A 14197-nucleotide genomic window follows, 5' to 3' on the forward strand; every position below is an offset into this window, starting at 1 on the left:
GCCGGCGGCCGTCGCACCCACCACGAATGCGGCAGTGGTAAACCTCAGCGCACCCTTAACGAAGGTCCAGTCGCGTCCCATAAACATTCATCCCGGCAATCAATCTCCAACAGCATCGCCGTGAATGGTGAACGAAGCTTTAAGCCACTCACTCACATTGCAGTTTTATCCGCAGCCGCCGCAACGCCCCAGGCAGGTCCATCCCTTCGGAAACGGGCCAGAACACGAGAAAGTACGCGCGAAACGCGCGCGCGTAAGGCGTTTTACCTATTGTTGACCATATATCCGGTAGGCTGGCGTTAGGGTCGCATTAACCCATTTCCTTAAGCCGATGGAAATCGACTGCCTGTAGGTTGCATTCATCCGAACAACGGAAACAGTTGGCGGACGTGCTGAACCAACATCGTGGAGCTAGGAGAATACCATGACCAAGATTTTCGCTCGCCTTATGAAGGACGAATCTGGCGCAACCGCCATCGAATACGGCCTGATCGCTGCCCTGATTTCCGTTGCCCTGATCAGCGGTGCAACCGCCCTCGGCACGAGCCTGAACGATCAGTTCCACTTCCTGCAAGGCAAGCTCGCGAACACGCAGAAGCCGTAAATCCCGGGACATCGTTTCCTGACAATGAAGCCGCCATCCCTCGGAAGGCGGCTTCATCATTCCGGGACACCGCCAGAACAACCAGCGGAGGGAATCGACATGACGCAGGCTCTGATTTTCGTGGTTTTCCCGCTGTGCCTGGCGCTTGCCGCCTTTTCCGATCTTTTCACAATGACGATACCGAACCGTGTGCCGGCGATCCTTCTCGCCGCCTTTGTCATCGTTGCCCCGCTTGCCGGCCTCGGCTTGACCGATATCGCGATGCATCTGGCCGCGGGCCTCCTCGTCTTCGCCGCCTGCTTTACACTCTTCGCCTTCAACATCATGGGCGGGGGTGATGCCAAGCTGTTGACCGCAAGTGCCGTCTGGTTCGGCCTGTCGATGTCGCTGCTCGAATTTCTCGTCTGCGTCTCGTTCTTCGGCGGTGTGCTGACGCTCGGCATCCTCGTGCTGCGTTCGAACGCAAACGCCATCCTCGCCTCACGCCTGCCCGTGCCGAACCACCTGCTGGAAGGCAGGAAGGTGCCCTACGGCATCGCGATCGGCGCAGCCGCCTTCGCCACCTATGCCTCCTCCCCCCTCATGATAGCCGCTCTCGGCAAGCTGGGCTGACGCCACGTCGCCTTTCGCTGAAGTTCCACGTAAAACGCCCGCTGGCGTGAGATCGCGTCCGGCGCCATCTTGCGTTTCGCAAGCGCCTCGAAACCTGGTGTTAACCATAGCCGTAAGGTGGTTATTAACCATAATTACACCATTGCCGGTCAATGTGGGCGGATAGAAGAGTCCGCAGTCCAGGGAACCCACATGAAACCGGCGCGAATCATTATTCTGGCAGTGGCCGTCGTCTCGGCTGGTGTTGCGGGCCTGCTCGCCCTGCAGCTCGCCAGCGGTGGCCCCACGATCATCCAGTCGGAGCCCGTGGTGGAGCGCGAGCCCTCCATCAACGTGTTGGTTGCCAAGGAAAGCCTACCGGTCGGCGCACGGCTCAATCCAGACATCATGGCTTGGGCCGCCTGGCCGGAGGGGTCGGTCGTCGAAGGCTTCATCACGGACCAAAACCGGCCGGACGCGCTGGAAAGCCTCGACGGTGCGATCGCCCGCATGCCGATCTTCAACGGCGAACCGATCCGCCAGGAAAAGATCGCCGATTCGAGCAACCGCATTATGTCCTCGCTTCTTCCATCCGGCAAACGTGCAGTCGCAACGGAAATCTCCGTCGCGACGGGCGCCGGCGGCTTCATTCTGCCGAACGACCGTGTCGACGTGATCATGGTGCGCAAGAACGAGACCGACACCTATCTCACCGAAACCGTGCTCACCAATGTTCGTGTGCTGGCGATAGACCAGCAGATCCAGGAAAATCCGGATGGGTCCAAATCGGCCGTCGGCACCACCGCCACGCTCGAACTGACACCGGACCAGACCAAGGTGATCACCGTCGCGCAGCAGATGGCCGAGCGGCTCTCGCTGGCGCTGCGCAGTGTGGCGGATGCCCAGGAAGCCGATACCGGTGCGGCCGACTACCTGTTGAGCGGCAGCGACGGCATGCCTCTGGTCCAGGTGATCAAGACCGGTGAAATCGTTAACGGCGGCACATCCGCAGCCCAGAAGTGACCAGGAGCTGACCGTGTTTGGAATGAACAGAACTTTTCGGGCCTCTGTCGCCGGCGGATTGAGCTTCTGCCTGGCGTTTTCGGGCATGCCCGTAGCCCTTGTCGGCGGCACCGCCATCGCGCCCGCCGAAGCAGCGACCGCCACGATCATCCGCATCGATGACAGTGGTCCGGGTGCGCGCAAGGCCGTCAAGCTCGGCCTCAACAAGGCGATCGTCGTCGACCTGCCGACCGACGCGCATGACATTCTCGTCGCCGACCCGGGCAAGGCGGATGCCGTGACGCGGACGTCGCGGCGCATCTATCTGTTCGGCAAGGAAGTGGGCCAGACCAACATCTTCGTCTTTGGGCCGAATGGCGAAGAGATCATCAGTATCGACCTCACCGTCGAGCGCGACATCGACGGCCTGCAGGCCAATCTGCGGCGCTTCATTGCCGATTCCGACATCCAGGTCGAAATCATCTCCGACAACATCGTGCTGAACGGCACCGTGCGCACCCCGCAGGATTCCGCCCAGGCCGTTCGGCTGGCGGAAATCTTCCTACGGGGCGGTGAAGCGACGACCCGGACGGTGGTTTCCCAGGGCAATAACGGCGATTCAGCCATCTTCGGCGAAGCGCGCCAGCGCTCGCAGGTCGTCAACATGCTGAAGATCGACGGCGAAGATCAGGTCACGCTGAAGGTCACGGTCGCCGAGGTCAGCCGCCAGGTGCTGAAGCAGCTGGGTTTCAATGGCTCTATCCAAGGATCGGATGGAGGCATTTCCTTCCGAAATCCAACCAATCTCGGCGGTGCGGCCGACTGGCTTTCAAATGGAGCCCTGGGCGGAACCGTGGGCGGCTTGAGCCTCGCTAGCAGTATGAGTGCGATGGAGCAGGCCGGCGTCATGCGCACGCTTGCCGAACCGAGCCTGACAGCCATTTCCGGCGAAGAAGCCCGCTTCTATGTTGGTGGTGAATTCCGCATGCCAACCCAACAATCGATCGACGTCGACGAAGAAACGAAACAGAGAACCATCGATAGGGAGATTTCCGAAGTCGAATACGGCATCCGGCTGAATTTCCGGCCGGTTGTCCTGTCGCCGGGTCGAATCAGTCTGCGGATCGAGACAGAGGTTTCAGAGCCGACCTTCGAGGGCTCCACGACCTCCATCGCGCACAACGACATCCCGGGCTTGACCGTGCTTGGTATCCGTCGCCGTGAAGCGACGACCAGTGTCGAACTGCCTTCGGGTGGCTCCATCGTGATCGCCGGTCTCGTCAAGGACGATATCCGCCAGGCGATGTCCGGCCTGCCGGGCCTCTCGAAGATCCCGATCTTCGGCACGCTCTTCCGCTCGAAGGATTTCATACGCAACGAGACCGAAATGGTCATCATCGCGACGCCCTATCTGGTGCGCCCGGTTGCACGTAGCGCAATTTCCCGCCCGGACGACAATTTCAATGCGACCAACGATGCCGCGAGCTTCTTCCTCGGCAAGGTGAACAAGATCTACGGCCGCAAGGAAGAGGCAATGCCCTCAGGCAATTACCACGGCTCCATCGGCTTCATCTACAAATGACGGGGAGAGAGATGCGCGACACGAACAGCCACACGCCCCTCCCCGCAAGGATGCGCTTCATGCACAAGACCCTGCCGGCGCGCGCAGCACTCGCCGCAATGCTCGCCCTCTCCACTGCAGCACTTTCGGGCTGCGGCACCAATCCCGACAAGAATGCCACCGGCTCGATTCCGGACGATTATCGCACACGCCATCCGATCGTGTTGACGGAAACCGCGCAGACGATGGACCTTCCCATCGCCACGGGCGACCGGCAGCTGACCTTTGCGATGCGTGACAACATCCGTGGCTTCGCCGGTGATCGCGCCGCCAAGTCGACCGGCGCGGTGCAGATCATGCTGCCGCGCGGTTCGTCCAATGCCGCGACCGCACACTACCTGCGCAAGGACATTCGCGCGACGCTGACGGCCGCCGGCATAAAACGCGACCGATTGATCGAGACGAGCTATGATGCGAGCAGCTACGGCGATGCCGCACCGGTACGCCTCGTCTTCTTCGCGATCACGGCGAAGGCCGGTCCCTGCGGCACCTGGCCGGAAGACCTGATCTCGAACACGATGGAAAACCGGAACTATCACAATTTCGGCTGCGCCACGCAGGCCAACCTGGCCGCGCAGGTCGCAAACCCGATGGATCTCGTTCAGCCGCGCGGCATGTCGCCGATCGATGCGGAGCAACGCACAGTCGTGATTCAGGACTACCGCGAGAACGGGCAGCCGCTACTGCGATGAACGACATTGGAAAGCAGCTATCCATCCGGTCCGCCGGGCACCAGCAACGGACATGACGATGAGCACGATCAACTACACCATTGAGCGGCCCGCCGAAGAGCACCCGGACGAGGCCGTCCTGCCGACCGAGCTCGAGGCGGTGCGCCCGCTGCCGCGTATCTCCGTGCACGCCTTCTGCGAAAGCGAGGCGATGCTGCGCACCATGGAACGCTGCAGCCAGGATCGCCGCATGTCCAAGGCGAGCCTTCGCATCTCGAGCGCGAGCATCACGGCAGCAGCCAATATGTTCGCCTCGGCGCCGACGCCGAACCTGCTGATTCTCGAAACCTCGACGGAGCCGCATGGCATCATGGAGGAGCTGGCCCCGCTTGCCGAGGTCTGCGATCCGAGCACCAAGGTCGTCATCATCGGCCGCTACAACGACATCCCGCTCTACCGCGATCTCATCCGAAACGGCATCTCCGAATACATGGTCGGTCCCGTCGGCATGGCCGAGGTGTTGAATGCCATGGCCGCGATCTTCATCGATCCGGATGCCGAGCCGCTTGGCCGTACCGTCGCCTTCATCGGCGCCAAGGGCGGCTGCGGCTCCTCGACGATCGCGCACAATTGCGCCTTCGACATTTCCAACCTGTTCCAGACCGAAGTCATCCTCGCCGACCTCGACCTGCCCTACGGCACCGCCAATATCGATTTCGACCAGGACCCGCCGCAGGGCATTTCCGAGGCGATCTATGCGCCGGAGCGGCTCGATGAGGTGTTTCTCGACCGCCTGCTGACGAAGTGCTCCGACCATCTCTCGCTGCTTGCGGCCCCCTCGATGCTCGACCGGGCCTACGATCTCGAGCGCGGCTCGTTCCAGCCGATCATGGAAGTGCTGCAGCGCAGCGCGCCGGTGTCGGTGCTCGACGTGCCGCATGCCTGGTCGGAATGGACGCGCACGCTGCTGTCCGAGGTGGACGAGCTGGTCATCACGGCCACGCCTGATCTCGCCAACCTGCGCAACGCGAAAAACATGCTCGACGCGCTGAAGAAGCTTCGACCGAACGACAAGCCGCCGCATCTGGTGCTCAACCAGGTCGGCCTGCCGAAGCGGCCGGAAATCTCGCCCAACGACTTCTGCGAGCCGCTCGGCATCGAGCCGGTCGCGATCATTCCCTTCGACGCGCAGCTCTTCGGCACCGCCGCCAACAGCGGCCGCATGATCGCAGAGATGGACCGAAAGTCGCCAACGGCGGAAACCTTCGCGCAGCTCGCCCATATCGTGACGGGCCGCGCAACGATCAAGAAACCCAAGAAGGCCGGCCTCGGCAAGATGCTCGGGCTGCTCGGACGCAAGTAAGCGATGCAACAGACTGGATGAAGTGGCATGTTCGGCAAACGCGGCAATGAAGGTTCCGGCAAGAGCGGCTTGGGTCAGGCGATCCCGGCCGTGCATGCGGTCGCCTCGACCTTGACGGCAGAACGGCCGGTCACCACGGCGCCGGCCGCGCAACCCGTTTTCGAGCCGGCCCCGCCGCCATCAGCGGCACCGGCGGCCCAGGCCCGGCGGCGCACGCCCCGCACGGAAGACTATTACGATACGAAGAGCCAGGTCTTCTCCGCGCTCATCGACACGATCGACCTGTCGCAACTCGCCAAGCTCGACACCGAGAGCGCACGTGAAGAAATCCGCGACATCGTCAACGACATCATCACGATCAAGAGCTTCGCGATGTCGATCTCCGAGCAGGAAGAGCTGCTCGACGACATCTGCAACGACGTTCTCGGCTACGGCCCGCTGGAGCCGTTGCTGGCGCGCGACGATATTGCCGACATCATGGTGAATGGTGCGGGCAAGACCTATATCGAAGTGGCCGGCAAGGTGCAGGAATCGGAAATCCGCTTCCGCGACAATGCGCAGCTCCTCTCGATCTGCCAGCGCATCGTCAGCCAGGTCGGCCGTCGCGTCGACGAATCGAGCCCGATCTGCGACGCGCGCCTGCCGGACGGCTCGCGCGTCAACGTCATCGCTCCGCCGCTCGCCATCGACGGCACCGCGCTCACCATTCGTAAGTTCAAGAAGGACAAGCTGACGCTCGATCAGTTGGTCCGGTTCGGCTCGATCACGCCGGAAGGCGCGACGCTGCTCCAGATCATCGGCCGGGTGCGCTGCAACCTCGTCATTTCCGGCGGTACCGGCTCGGGCAAGACGACGCTGCTCAACTGCCTGACCAACTATATCGACCGCGACGAGCGCGTCATCACCTGCGAAGACTCGGCCGAACTCCAGCTGCAGCAGCCGCATGTCGTGCGTCTCGAAACCCGCCCGCCGAACATCGAAGGCGAAGGCGAGATCACCATGCGCGATCTCATCAAGAACTGCCTGCGTATGCGCCCCGAACGCATCATCGTCGGGGAAGTGCGTGGACCGGAAGTGTTCGACCTGCTCCAGGCGATGAACACCGGCCACGACGGCTCGATGGGCACGATCCACGCCAACACGCCGCGCGAATGCCTTTCCCGTATGGAATCGATGATCGCCATGGGCGGCTATACGCTGCCGGCCAAGACCGTGCGCGAAATCATTGCCGGCTCCATCGACGTCATCATCCAGGCCTCGCGCCTGCGCGACGGGTCGCGCCGCATCACCCACATCACCGAAGTGGTCGGCATGGAAGGCGACGTCATCGTCACCCAGGACCTGATGCGCTTCGAAATGGACGGCGAGGATGCGAACGGCCGCATTCTCGGCAAACATTCGGGCACGGGCATCGGCAAGCCGCATTTCTGGGACCGCGCGCGATATTTCAACGAGGACAAGCGCCTGGCGGCCACGCTCGACGCAATGGAAAAGCCGTAAGGGGCAGGCGGGGCGCGGATGTTCGGACTGGATATCACCATCGTGGCGATCTTCGCGTTGGCGGCGCTCTCCACCGCTGGCCTTGCCTATGGCATTCTCTTCTCGCGCATAGAGGCGGCGAAGAAGACCGAAAGCCGTGTGCGGCGAGTACAGTCGGCGGAAACCGACCAGTCCAAGGCGAAGGCCGCCCGCGACCGCATGCAGGAAATGTCGAAGCGCCGCAAATCGGTGCAGGATTCGCTGAAGGACCTCGAAAAGAAGCAGCAGGACCAGACGAAGCGGGCAGCCACATCACTGAAAGGGAAACTCGGCCAGACCGGTCATTCCATCAGCGTCACGCAATTCTACCTGTTCAGCGCCCTGTTCGGCCTCTTTACCCTCGTGCTCAGTTTTCTCGCCGGTGCCGACATCCTCGTCTGCCTGGGCATCGCCTTCATTGCTGCGGCCGGCTTTCCGCGCTGGGTCGTGGGCTTCCTGGTCAAGCGGCGACTGAACAAGTTCCTGGAGGAATTCCCCAACTCGCTGGACGTGATGGTCCGCTCCATCAAGTCCGGCCTGCCGCTGACGGATGCGCTGCGCCTGATCGCCGCGGAAGGCCAGGAGCCGGTGAAGACCGAGTTCCGACGGATCGTGGAATCCCAGCAGGTCGGCCTCAGCGTGCCGGAGGCCTGCGCGCGCATGTTCACCAGCATTCCGCTGCAGGAGGTGAATTTCTTCGCCATCGTCATCGCCATCCAGAGCCAGGCCGGCGGCAACCTCTCCGAAGCGCTCGGCAATCTTTCCCGCGTGCTGCGCGAGCGGCGCAAGATGCGCTCCAAGGTCGCCGCGCTGTCGATGGAAGCAAAGGCCTCGGCCGCGATCATCGGGGCACTGCCCTTCATCGTCGCCACACTCGTTTACCTCACCTCGCCCGACTACATCATGATCCTGTTCACGGATTCGCGCGGCCACCTCATCCTCGGCCTTTCGGCCTTCTGGATGTCCATCGGCATCATGGTCATGCGCAACATGATCAATTTCGACATCTAAGGGGGCACGCGTGTCCGATCTCGTCGCAACGCTTACAGACCCCGCCGTCCTGCTGCCGGCCTTCGTGATGGTCGCGGTTCTCGCGACCTTCTACACGCTGGCGGCCCCCTATTTCGACCGCAGCGACCTCGAAAAGCGCATGAAATCCGTCTCGCTCGAACGCGACCAGATGCGGGCGCGCGAACGGGCGCGCCTGAATGCCGAGGGCGTACAAAGCAAGGCATCGCTACGCGCGCAGCATAACGTCTCGGTGCGCCGCGTCGTCGACCGGCTCAACCTGCGTGGCGCGCTGGTCGATGCAAACACGATGAACCGGTTGCGCCAGGCCGGCTATCGCTCCCAGAACGCACTCAACGTCTTCCTTTTCGCGCGTTTCGTGCTGCCCTTCGTCTTTCTCGCCGTCGGCGCCTTCTACATCTTCTACCTCGGCTTTCTCGGCGACAAACCCTTCCCGATGCGAGTCCTGGCGACGGTGGTGATCGCCTATATCGGCTTTTACGCGCCGAACATCTTCGTCTCCAACCAGGTGGGCAAGCGGCAGAAATCGATCCGCCGGGCCTGGCCCGATGCGCTCGACCTCATGCTGATCTGCGTGGAATCGGGTATTTCCATCGAAGTCGCCTTCAAACGCGTGGCCGACGAAATCGCCATGGCATCGCCGGAGCTTGCCGAAGAACTGGTGCTGACGACGGCGGAACTCTCCTTTCTTCAGGAGCGGCGCGCAGCCTATGAAAACCTCGGCACACGCACCGGCCTCGACACGGTGAAGTCCGTCACGCAGGCGCTTATCCAGGCGGAGCGCTACGGCACACCGCTCGCCCAGGCGCTGCGGGTGCTTGCGCAGGAATGCCGCGACCAGCGCATGAACGAGGCGGAAAAGAAGGCGGCCGCCCTTCCGCCGAAACTCACCGTGCCGATGATCCTGTTCTTCCTGCCCGTACTGGTCGCCGTCATTCTCGGCCCCGCCGGCATCCAGGTCTCCGACCGGTTCTGATCGAACCAGTGCTCAAGAAAAAGCCCCGGTCGAGACTATCGGCCGGGGCTAAGTTTGTGCTTGGGAGGCACTTCGGGTTCAGTTCGTGTTGCCGCTGTCGTCGGCGGCGAGCTTCTTCCAGGAATTCTGCTGCGTCAGCATGGAGCGCAGATAAGTGACGTTCGCCTCGGCCTGTTCGGCGGTCAGTTCCTGCCGGGCAATGGTTTCCGCTTCCTGGAAACGACCCTGCAGGCCGATCGCAAGCGCGAGGTTCTGGCGCACGCTGCTGTCGGCGCCGGGCTGGGCTGCCGCGTTGCGCAGATAGGTCTCGGCGGTCTTCAGATCCCTGGCCAGCAGGTAGGACATGCCGAGATTGGAGAGAACCGAGGATTCGTTCGGGTTGATATCGAGCGCTTCGCGGTAGCGCTCCCGGGCATCGCCGGCGCGGCCAAGCTGATCGAGGATCGCGCCTTCCGCCGATTTCAGCCTCCAGTCCGGCCGGTCCGGCGTCTGGGCGCGCAGGATGGTGTTCAACGCCTGCTCGAGCTGGCCGGCAGCGGCCTGTGCCTTACCATAGGCCGCAAGCACGGTGCGGTCGTTCGGATTGTTGATGGCCACCTGCTGCATGACGGCGAGCGCCTGGTCGTTGCGACCGTTCATGCGCAGCACGTTGGCATAGTTCATGCCGACGGCGCGGTCCTTCGGGTTCTTTTCATAGGCGCGGCCGATCGTCTCCGCGGCACCGCGCAGTTCCGTCGCGTTCATCTCGCCGACCGGCTTCGACAGTTTCGGGATGGAGCCGGTGGTAAGGTTGCTCTTGCCCGCACAGCCCGCCACCGCAACGGCAACCGCAACAAGGGCAGCACCGCGCAAAAACCGCGAACGAAGCGATGAATGTGTGACGGAAGCAGCCATGATCAGTCCCCGAAGCGATTTCCGCGTGCCGCGGCGGTTAGGAATCACGCCGCAATCTCCGCTCAAGCAATAATCTGTTAACCCTAACAGAGTGTTAATTGCCCGATTCGAGAGCACTTCCGCTGATTTTGCTCCAACGCTTGCCCAAAGGTTCCGACATGGCCCCCTTCCAGTTCATCGACCGGCCCTCTCCCTTCAATACGAAGAACGGCAAGACGCTGCCGATCTTCGCCATCACGCCCGCCCATATCGAGACCGGGACGATCGACCCGATCGCGCTCGACTGGGCCAAGAAGGCCGGTTTCAAGGCCGATTCCGGTGCGCTCCTGATGGTGCCCACGGCGGATGGGCATCTCGGCGGCGCCCTGTTCGGGCTTGGCAAGAACCCGTCCGACGCCCCCTTCCTGAGCGGCAAGCTCGCCCGTGCGCTGCCGGCCGGCGACTGGCATATCGAGACCGCGCCGCTGACGGCAAACCGCCTGGCGCTCGGCTACGGCCTCGGCAGCTACCGCTTCGAGCGCTACAAGGCCTCGACCTCGGAAGCGCCGACGCTGCTCATCCCGAGTGACGCGGATGCCACCGACATCAAGCGCCAGCTTGCCGGTGTCTTCCTTGCCCGCGACCTCATCAACACGCCGACCAACGACATGGGCCCGGAAGCGATGGAGGACGTTTTCCGCGCGCTCGGCGAACACTACAAGGCGAAGGTCTCCGTCATCACCGGCGACGACCTGCTCAAGCAGAACTTCCCGCTCGTCCACACGGTCGGCCGCGCCTCGGCGCAGGCGCCGCGCCTGCTCGAACTGCGCTGGGGCAAGAAGGGCCACAAGCGCGTGACGCTCGTCGGCAAGGGTGTCACCTTCGATACCGGCGGCCTCGACATCAAGCCTGCCTCCTCCATGCTTCTCATGAAGAAGGACATGGGCGGTGCGGCCAACGTCATGGGCCTTGCCTTGATGATCATGGACGCCAAGCTGAAGGTGGACCTGCGCTTGCTGGTTCCCGTCGTCGAGAACTCGATCTCCGCCAACGCCTTCCGCCCCGGTGACATCTACAGGAGCCGCAAGGGCCTGACGGTACAGATCGACAACACCGACGCCGAAGGCCGCCTGATCCTTGCCGACGCGCTCGCCTATGCCGACGAGGAGGATGCCGATCTCATCATCGACATGGCGACACTGACCGGGGCTGCCCGCGTGGCGCTCGGGCCAGACCTGCCGCCGTTCTTCACCGACGACGACGACCTTGCCCATGATCTCACCGAGGCGAGCCTGACCGTCGACGATCCGATGTGGCGCATGCCGCTCTATATGGGCTACGACAAGGACGTGTCCGCCCGTATCGCCGACCTCACCAACGCCCCTTCGGGCGGCATGGCGGGCTCGATCACGGCAGCGCTCTTCCTGAAGCGGTTCGTCACGCGCAACAAGCATTGGGCGCATTTCGACATCTATGGCTGGGCGCAGGCCGAGCGGCCGCATTCGCCGATCGGCGGCGAGGCGCAGGCGATCCGCGCGCTCTACCACCACCTGCGCAAGGGGACCGCCTGATACGAGCCGCTTCCCTTCGGGGAAACGATACGGTAGCGTAACGAAACGCTAACGCAAATGCGGGACAACTGGTCTGGACCGCCTTCGTGGAAGGCGGACAGGCTTTTCAGGCCCGGAGGCGCCGTGCCGCTCGATCTGACCCCATCGCAGGCGCTCGGCCTCTGGCACGAGGTGACGTCGCAGCAGGTGCAGCAGGATGGTCGTGACCTGACGCTGCGCCAACTCGCCATCCTGCTCGAAATCTACCTCGTGCCGCCGCCGCATACGGTGCGCGGGCTGGCGTCCAAACTCGGCGTCACCAAGCCGGTCATCACCCGCGCGCTGGACACGATGGGGGACCTCGGCCTCGTCACCCGCATGCGCGACGACCGCGACCGCCGCAATGTCATCATCAAGCGCACCGTGGATGGCGCGCTCTATCTCGAACGCCTGGGCGATCTCATCATCGCCCGGGGCCGCGCCCAGACCGCTTGAGCCAAACCGTAGGACCAGACCGATGAACGCCCTGCCCGACCGCCGCCTCAACGCCTACCGTCCGGATCTCGCCGACGAGGCCCTGCGCGGCACCGTCACGGCAGACCGCTACGTGACGGGCACGCCGGCACGCGTGGTCCTGCCCATCGCCGCCCTTCGGCCCCGGCCGGAGAGCAGCGCCGGCATCGATACGGAACTGCTGTTCGGCGAAGTCGTGCGTGTCCTCGACCGGGCAGAGGGCTGGGCCTGGGTAAAGTCCGATTTCGACGGCTATGTCGGCTATCTGCCGGACACGGCACTCGATGCAGGCAACGCCGCCGCGACCCACGTCGTCGCGGTGCCGCGCACCTTCGCCTATTCCGGCCCCGACCTCAAAACGCCCGCCGCCTTTGCCCTGTCGATTGGAAGCCGGCTAACGATCATCGGCGAGAGCGAAACGCGCGGCACGCGATATCTCACATTGGCGGGTGGGCAGTCCTTGGTGGCCGGCCATTGCCTGGCCATCGGCGAGACGGCAGGCGACGACTATGTCGCCATCGCTTCCCGTTTCCTCGAAACGCCCTATCTCTGGGGCGGGCGCTCCGGCTTCGGCCTCGATTGCTCGGCTCTCGTACAGCTGTCGATGATGATGACAGGCCGGACGGCACCGCGCGATTCCGACATGCAGGCTGCCGGCCTCGGCACGCCGATCGAACGCGATGCGCTGCGTCGCGGCGACCTGGTCTTCTGGAAGGGCCATGTGGCGATCATGGAAGACGAAAAAACCATCCTCCACGCCAACGGCCACACGATGAGCGTGGCACGCGAGGGCCTGGATGCGGCCATCGAGCGTATCGGCTGGCTCTATCAGCAGCCGACGGGTTACCGGCGGCCCTGATTCCCGCAGCATCTCTATTCCGTCGTGCTGGACGTGATCCGGCAAGGCGGGAGAAAAGTCGAAGTATTAATAGCCGGCGCTGCGATCCACGAGATACTCCAGCGGCTTGCCGCTTTCGAGCCGTTCGATCTGGCCGGCGACGTGGCGGAAGAGTGCTACAACGTCCGAGGCGGCCGCCGCATGCGGCGTGATGAAAACCTTGTCCATCGACCAGAGCGGGCTTTCGAGCGGCAGCGGTTCCTGTTCGAAGACATCGAGCGAGGCGCCGCGCAGCGTGCCGTCATTAAGGCTGGCGACGATATCCGCTTCCACCTGGCTGCCGCCACGGCCGGCATTGATGAAGACCGGAGCACCGAACGGCCCCTTGCGGCTGAGACGGGTGAAGAGGCCGGTGTTGAAGATGCCCTTGGTGTCGGGCGTCAGCGGCAACAGGCCGACGAGGATGTCCGTTTTCGCAAGGAATGCGTCGAGGCCGCTCGCATCGAAGGTCTCGAAACCGTCGACCTGCTTGCGGCTGCGCGACCAGCCGATGACGTTGAAGCCGAGCGCCTTCAGCTTCGCCGCCGCATCCTGCCCGAGCACGCCGAACCCCATGACGCCGACGGTGAGTTCCTTCGCCTCCGGCTGAACGAGTTCGCGCCACACGCGCTTCTGGCGCTGCGCCTCGTAGGCCTGGTGCTGGCGCAGATGCAGCAGGCACTGCATGACGATCCATTCGCTCATGCGCGTCGTCAGCGTCTCGTCGACGAAACGGACGAGCGGAACGTCCGGCAGGCCGGGCAGCGTCAGCACATGATCGACGCCTGCGCCGCCGGAGAAGACGACCTTGAGGTCCTTTGCACGCGAAAAGAGATCGGCGCCCGGCTTCCACACCACGGCATAGTCGATGCCGGAGAGACCGCGCTTGCGGCTTGCCGGATGCAACAGGTTGATCACCTCGCGATCGGGAAAGGCGCCTTTGAGCGCTGCCGCAACCTGCTCCTGATCGAATTTTAGATCGATGATGACCGGGCTTTTCGTCTGCATG

Annotated in this window: 14 protein-coding genes; 12 read left to right on the forward strand and 2 right to left on the reverse strand. The window is 63.3% G+C overall.

The window, feature by feature from the left end:
* The first annotated feature begins 424 nt into the window (after positions 1-424).
* From BSY16_RS14945 to BSY16_RS14985, 9 genes are all read left to right on the forward strand, one after another.
* Positions 425-604, forward strand: a complete 180-nt coding sequence (locus BSY16_RS14945) for a Flp family type IVb pilin (RefSeq protein WP_069060398.1) — start codon at positions 425-427, stop codon at positions 602-604.
* A gap of 99 nt (positions 605-703) precedes the next feature.
* On the forward strand, positions 704-1216 hold the full coding sequence (locus BSY16_RS14950; protein WP_069060399.1) for an A24 family peptidase: 513 nt from the start codon (positions 704-706) through the stop codon (positions 1214-1216).
* 192 nt (positions 1217-1408) lie between these two features.
* Positions 1409-2218: a Flp pilus assembly protein CpaB gene (gene cpaB, locus BSY16_RS14955; RefSeq protein ID WP_069060400.1), complete on the forward strand. Its 810-nt coding sequence runs from the start codon at positions 1409-1411 to the stop codon at positions 2216-2218.
* 22 nt (positions 2219-2240) lie between these two features.
* Positions 2241-3779, forward strand: coding sequence for a type II and III secretion system protein family protein (locus BSY16_RS14960; RefSeq protein ID WP_069060401.1), 1539 nt, complete (start codon positions 2241-2243; stop codon positions 3777-3779).
* Between the two features lie 59 nt (positions 3780-3838).
* Positions 3839-4510, forward strand: coding sequence for a CpaD family pilus assembly protein (locus tag BSY16_RS14965; protein ID WP_069061560.1), 672 nt, complete (start codon positions 3839-3841; stop codon positions 4508-4510).
* Between the two features lie 58 nt (positions 4511-4568).
* Positions 4569-5852 carry a CpaE/TadZ family protein gene (locus BSY16_RS14970; protein ID WP_069061561.1) on the forward strand — a complete coding sequence of 428 codons (1284 nt, stop codon included), beginning with the start codon at positions 4569-4571 and terminating at the stop codon, positions 5850-5852.
* 27 nt (positions 5853-5879) lie between these two features.
* On the forward strand, positions 5880-7352 hold the full coding sequence (locus BSY16_RS14975) for a TadA family conjugal transfer-associated ATPase (protein ID WP_069060402.1): 1473 nt from the start codon (positions 5880-5882) through the stop codon (positions 7350-7352).
* 18 nt (positions 7353-7370) lie between these two features.
* Positions 7371-8381 (forward strand): type II secretion system F family protein, encoded by a 1011-nt coding sequence (locus BSY16_RS14980; protein WP_069060403.1) that lies wholly within the window; start codon positions 7371-7373, stop codon positions 8379-8381.
* A 67-nt stretch (positions 8382-8448) separates the two neighbouring features.
* Positions 8449-9375, forward strand: a complete 927-nt coding sequence (locus tag BSY16_RS14985) for a type II secretion system F family protein (protein WP_083243005.1) — start codon at positions 8449-8451, stop codon at positions 9373-9375.
* 78 nt (positions 9376-9453) lie between these two features.
* Here BSY16_RS14985 and BSY16_RS14990 read toward each other — a convergent pair whose 3' ends face one another.
* Positions 9454-10269, reverse strand: coding sequence for a tetratricopeptide repeat protein (locus tag BSY16_RS14990; RefSeq protein WP_069060405.1), 816 nt, complete (start codon positions 10267-10269; stop codon positions 9454-9456).
* Positions 10270-10427: 158 nt separating this feature from the next.
* On the opposite strand from BSY16_RS14990, the gene BSY16_RS14995 reads away from it, so the two are divergent.
* The 3 genes from BSY16_RS14995 (at position 10428) to BSY16_RS15005 (ending at position 13170) form a co-directional block, all read left to right on the forward strand.
* Complete coding sequence (locus BSY16_RS14995; protein WP_069060406.1) at positions 10428-11819, forward strand: leucyl aminopeptidase family protein; 1392 nt, start codon at positions 10428-10430, stop codon at positions 11817-11819.
* Positions 11820-11942: 123 nt separating this feature from the next.
* Positions 11943-12293: a MarR family winged helix-turn-helix transcriptional regulator gene (locus BSY16_RS15000; RefSeq protein WP_069060407.1), complete on the forward strand. Its 351-nt coding sequence runs from the start codon at positions 11943-11945 to the stop codon at positions 12291-12293.
* Between the two features lie 22 nt (positions 12294-12315).
* On the forward strand, positions 12316-13170 hold the full coding sequence (locus tag BSY16_RS15005) for a C40 family peptidase (RefSeq protein WP_069060408.1): 855 nt from the start codon (positions 12316-12318) through the stop codon (positions 13168-13170).
* Positions 13171-13236: 66 nt separating this feature from the next.
* Here the strand turns inward: BSY16_RS15005 and BSY16_RS15010 are convergent, their stop codons facing one another.
* Complete coding sequence (locus BSY16_RS15010; protein ID WP_069060409.1) at positions 13237-14196, reverse strand: 2-hydroxyacid dehydrogenase; 960 nt, start codon at positions 14194-14196, stop codon at positions 13237-13239.
* Position 14197 lies beyond the last annotated feature (1 nt).

This window comes from Sinorhizobium sp. RAC02 (assembly GCF_001713395.1).
Classification (GTDB): Bacteria; Pseudomonadota; Alphaproteobacteria; order Rhizobiales; family Rhizobiaceae; genus Shinella.

Coding starts and splice junctions, on each gene's coding strand:
- BSY16_RS14950 (WP_069060399.1), top strand. CDS start 704: ATGACGCAGGCTCTGATTTTCGTGGTTTTCCCGCTGTGCCTGGCGCTT.
- BSY16_RS14980 (WP_069060403.1), top strand. CDS start 7,371: ATGTTCGGACTGGATATCACCATCGTGGCGATCTTCGCGTTGGCGGCG.
- BSY16_RS15005 (WP_069060408.1), top strand. CDS start 12,316: ATGAACGCCCTGCCCGACCGCCGCCTCAACGCCTACCGTCCGGATCTC.
- BSY16_RS14945 (WP_069060398.1), top strand. CDS start 425: ATGACCAAGATTTTCGCTCGCCTTATGAAGGACGAATCTGGCGCAACC.
- BSY16_RS14970 (WP_069061561.1), top strand. CDS start 4,569: ATGAGCACGATCAACTACACCATTGAGCGGCCCGCCGAAGAGCACCCG.
- cpaB (WP_069060400.1), top strand. CDS start 1,409: ATGAAACCGGCGCGAATCATTATTCTGGCAGTGGCCGTCGTCTCGGCT.
- BSY16_RS14985 (WP_083243005.1), top strand. CDS start 8,449: ATGGTCGCGGTTCTCGCGACCTTCTACACGCTGGCGGCCCCCTATTTC.
- BSY16_RS14965 (WP_069061560.1), top strand. CDS start 3,839: ATGCACAAGACCCTGCCGGCGCGCGCAGCACTCGCCGCAATGCTCGCC.
- BSY16_RS14990 (WP_069060405.1), bottom strand. CDS start 10,269: ATGGCTGCTTCCGTCACACATTCATCGCTTCGTTCGCGGTTTTTGCGC.
- BSY16_RS14960 (WP_069060401.1), top strand. CDS start 2,241: ATGAACAGAACTTTTCGGGCCTCTGTCGCCGGCGGATTGAGCTTCTGC.
- BSY16_RS15010 (WP_069060409.1), bottom strand. CDS start 14,196: ATGCAGACGAAAAGCCCGGTCATCATCGATCTAAAATTCGATCAGGAG.
- BSY16_RS14995 (WP_069060406.1), top strand. CDS start 10,428: ATGGCCCCCTTCCAGTTCATCGACCGGCCCTCTCCCTTCAATACGAAG.
- BSY16_RS14975 (WP_069060402.1), top strand. CDS start 5,880: ATGTTCGGCAAACGCGGCAATGAAGGTTCCGGCAAGAGCGGCTTGGGT.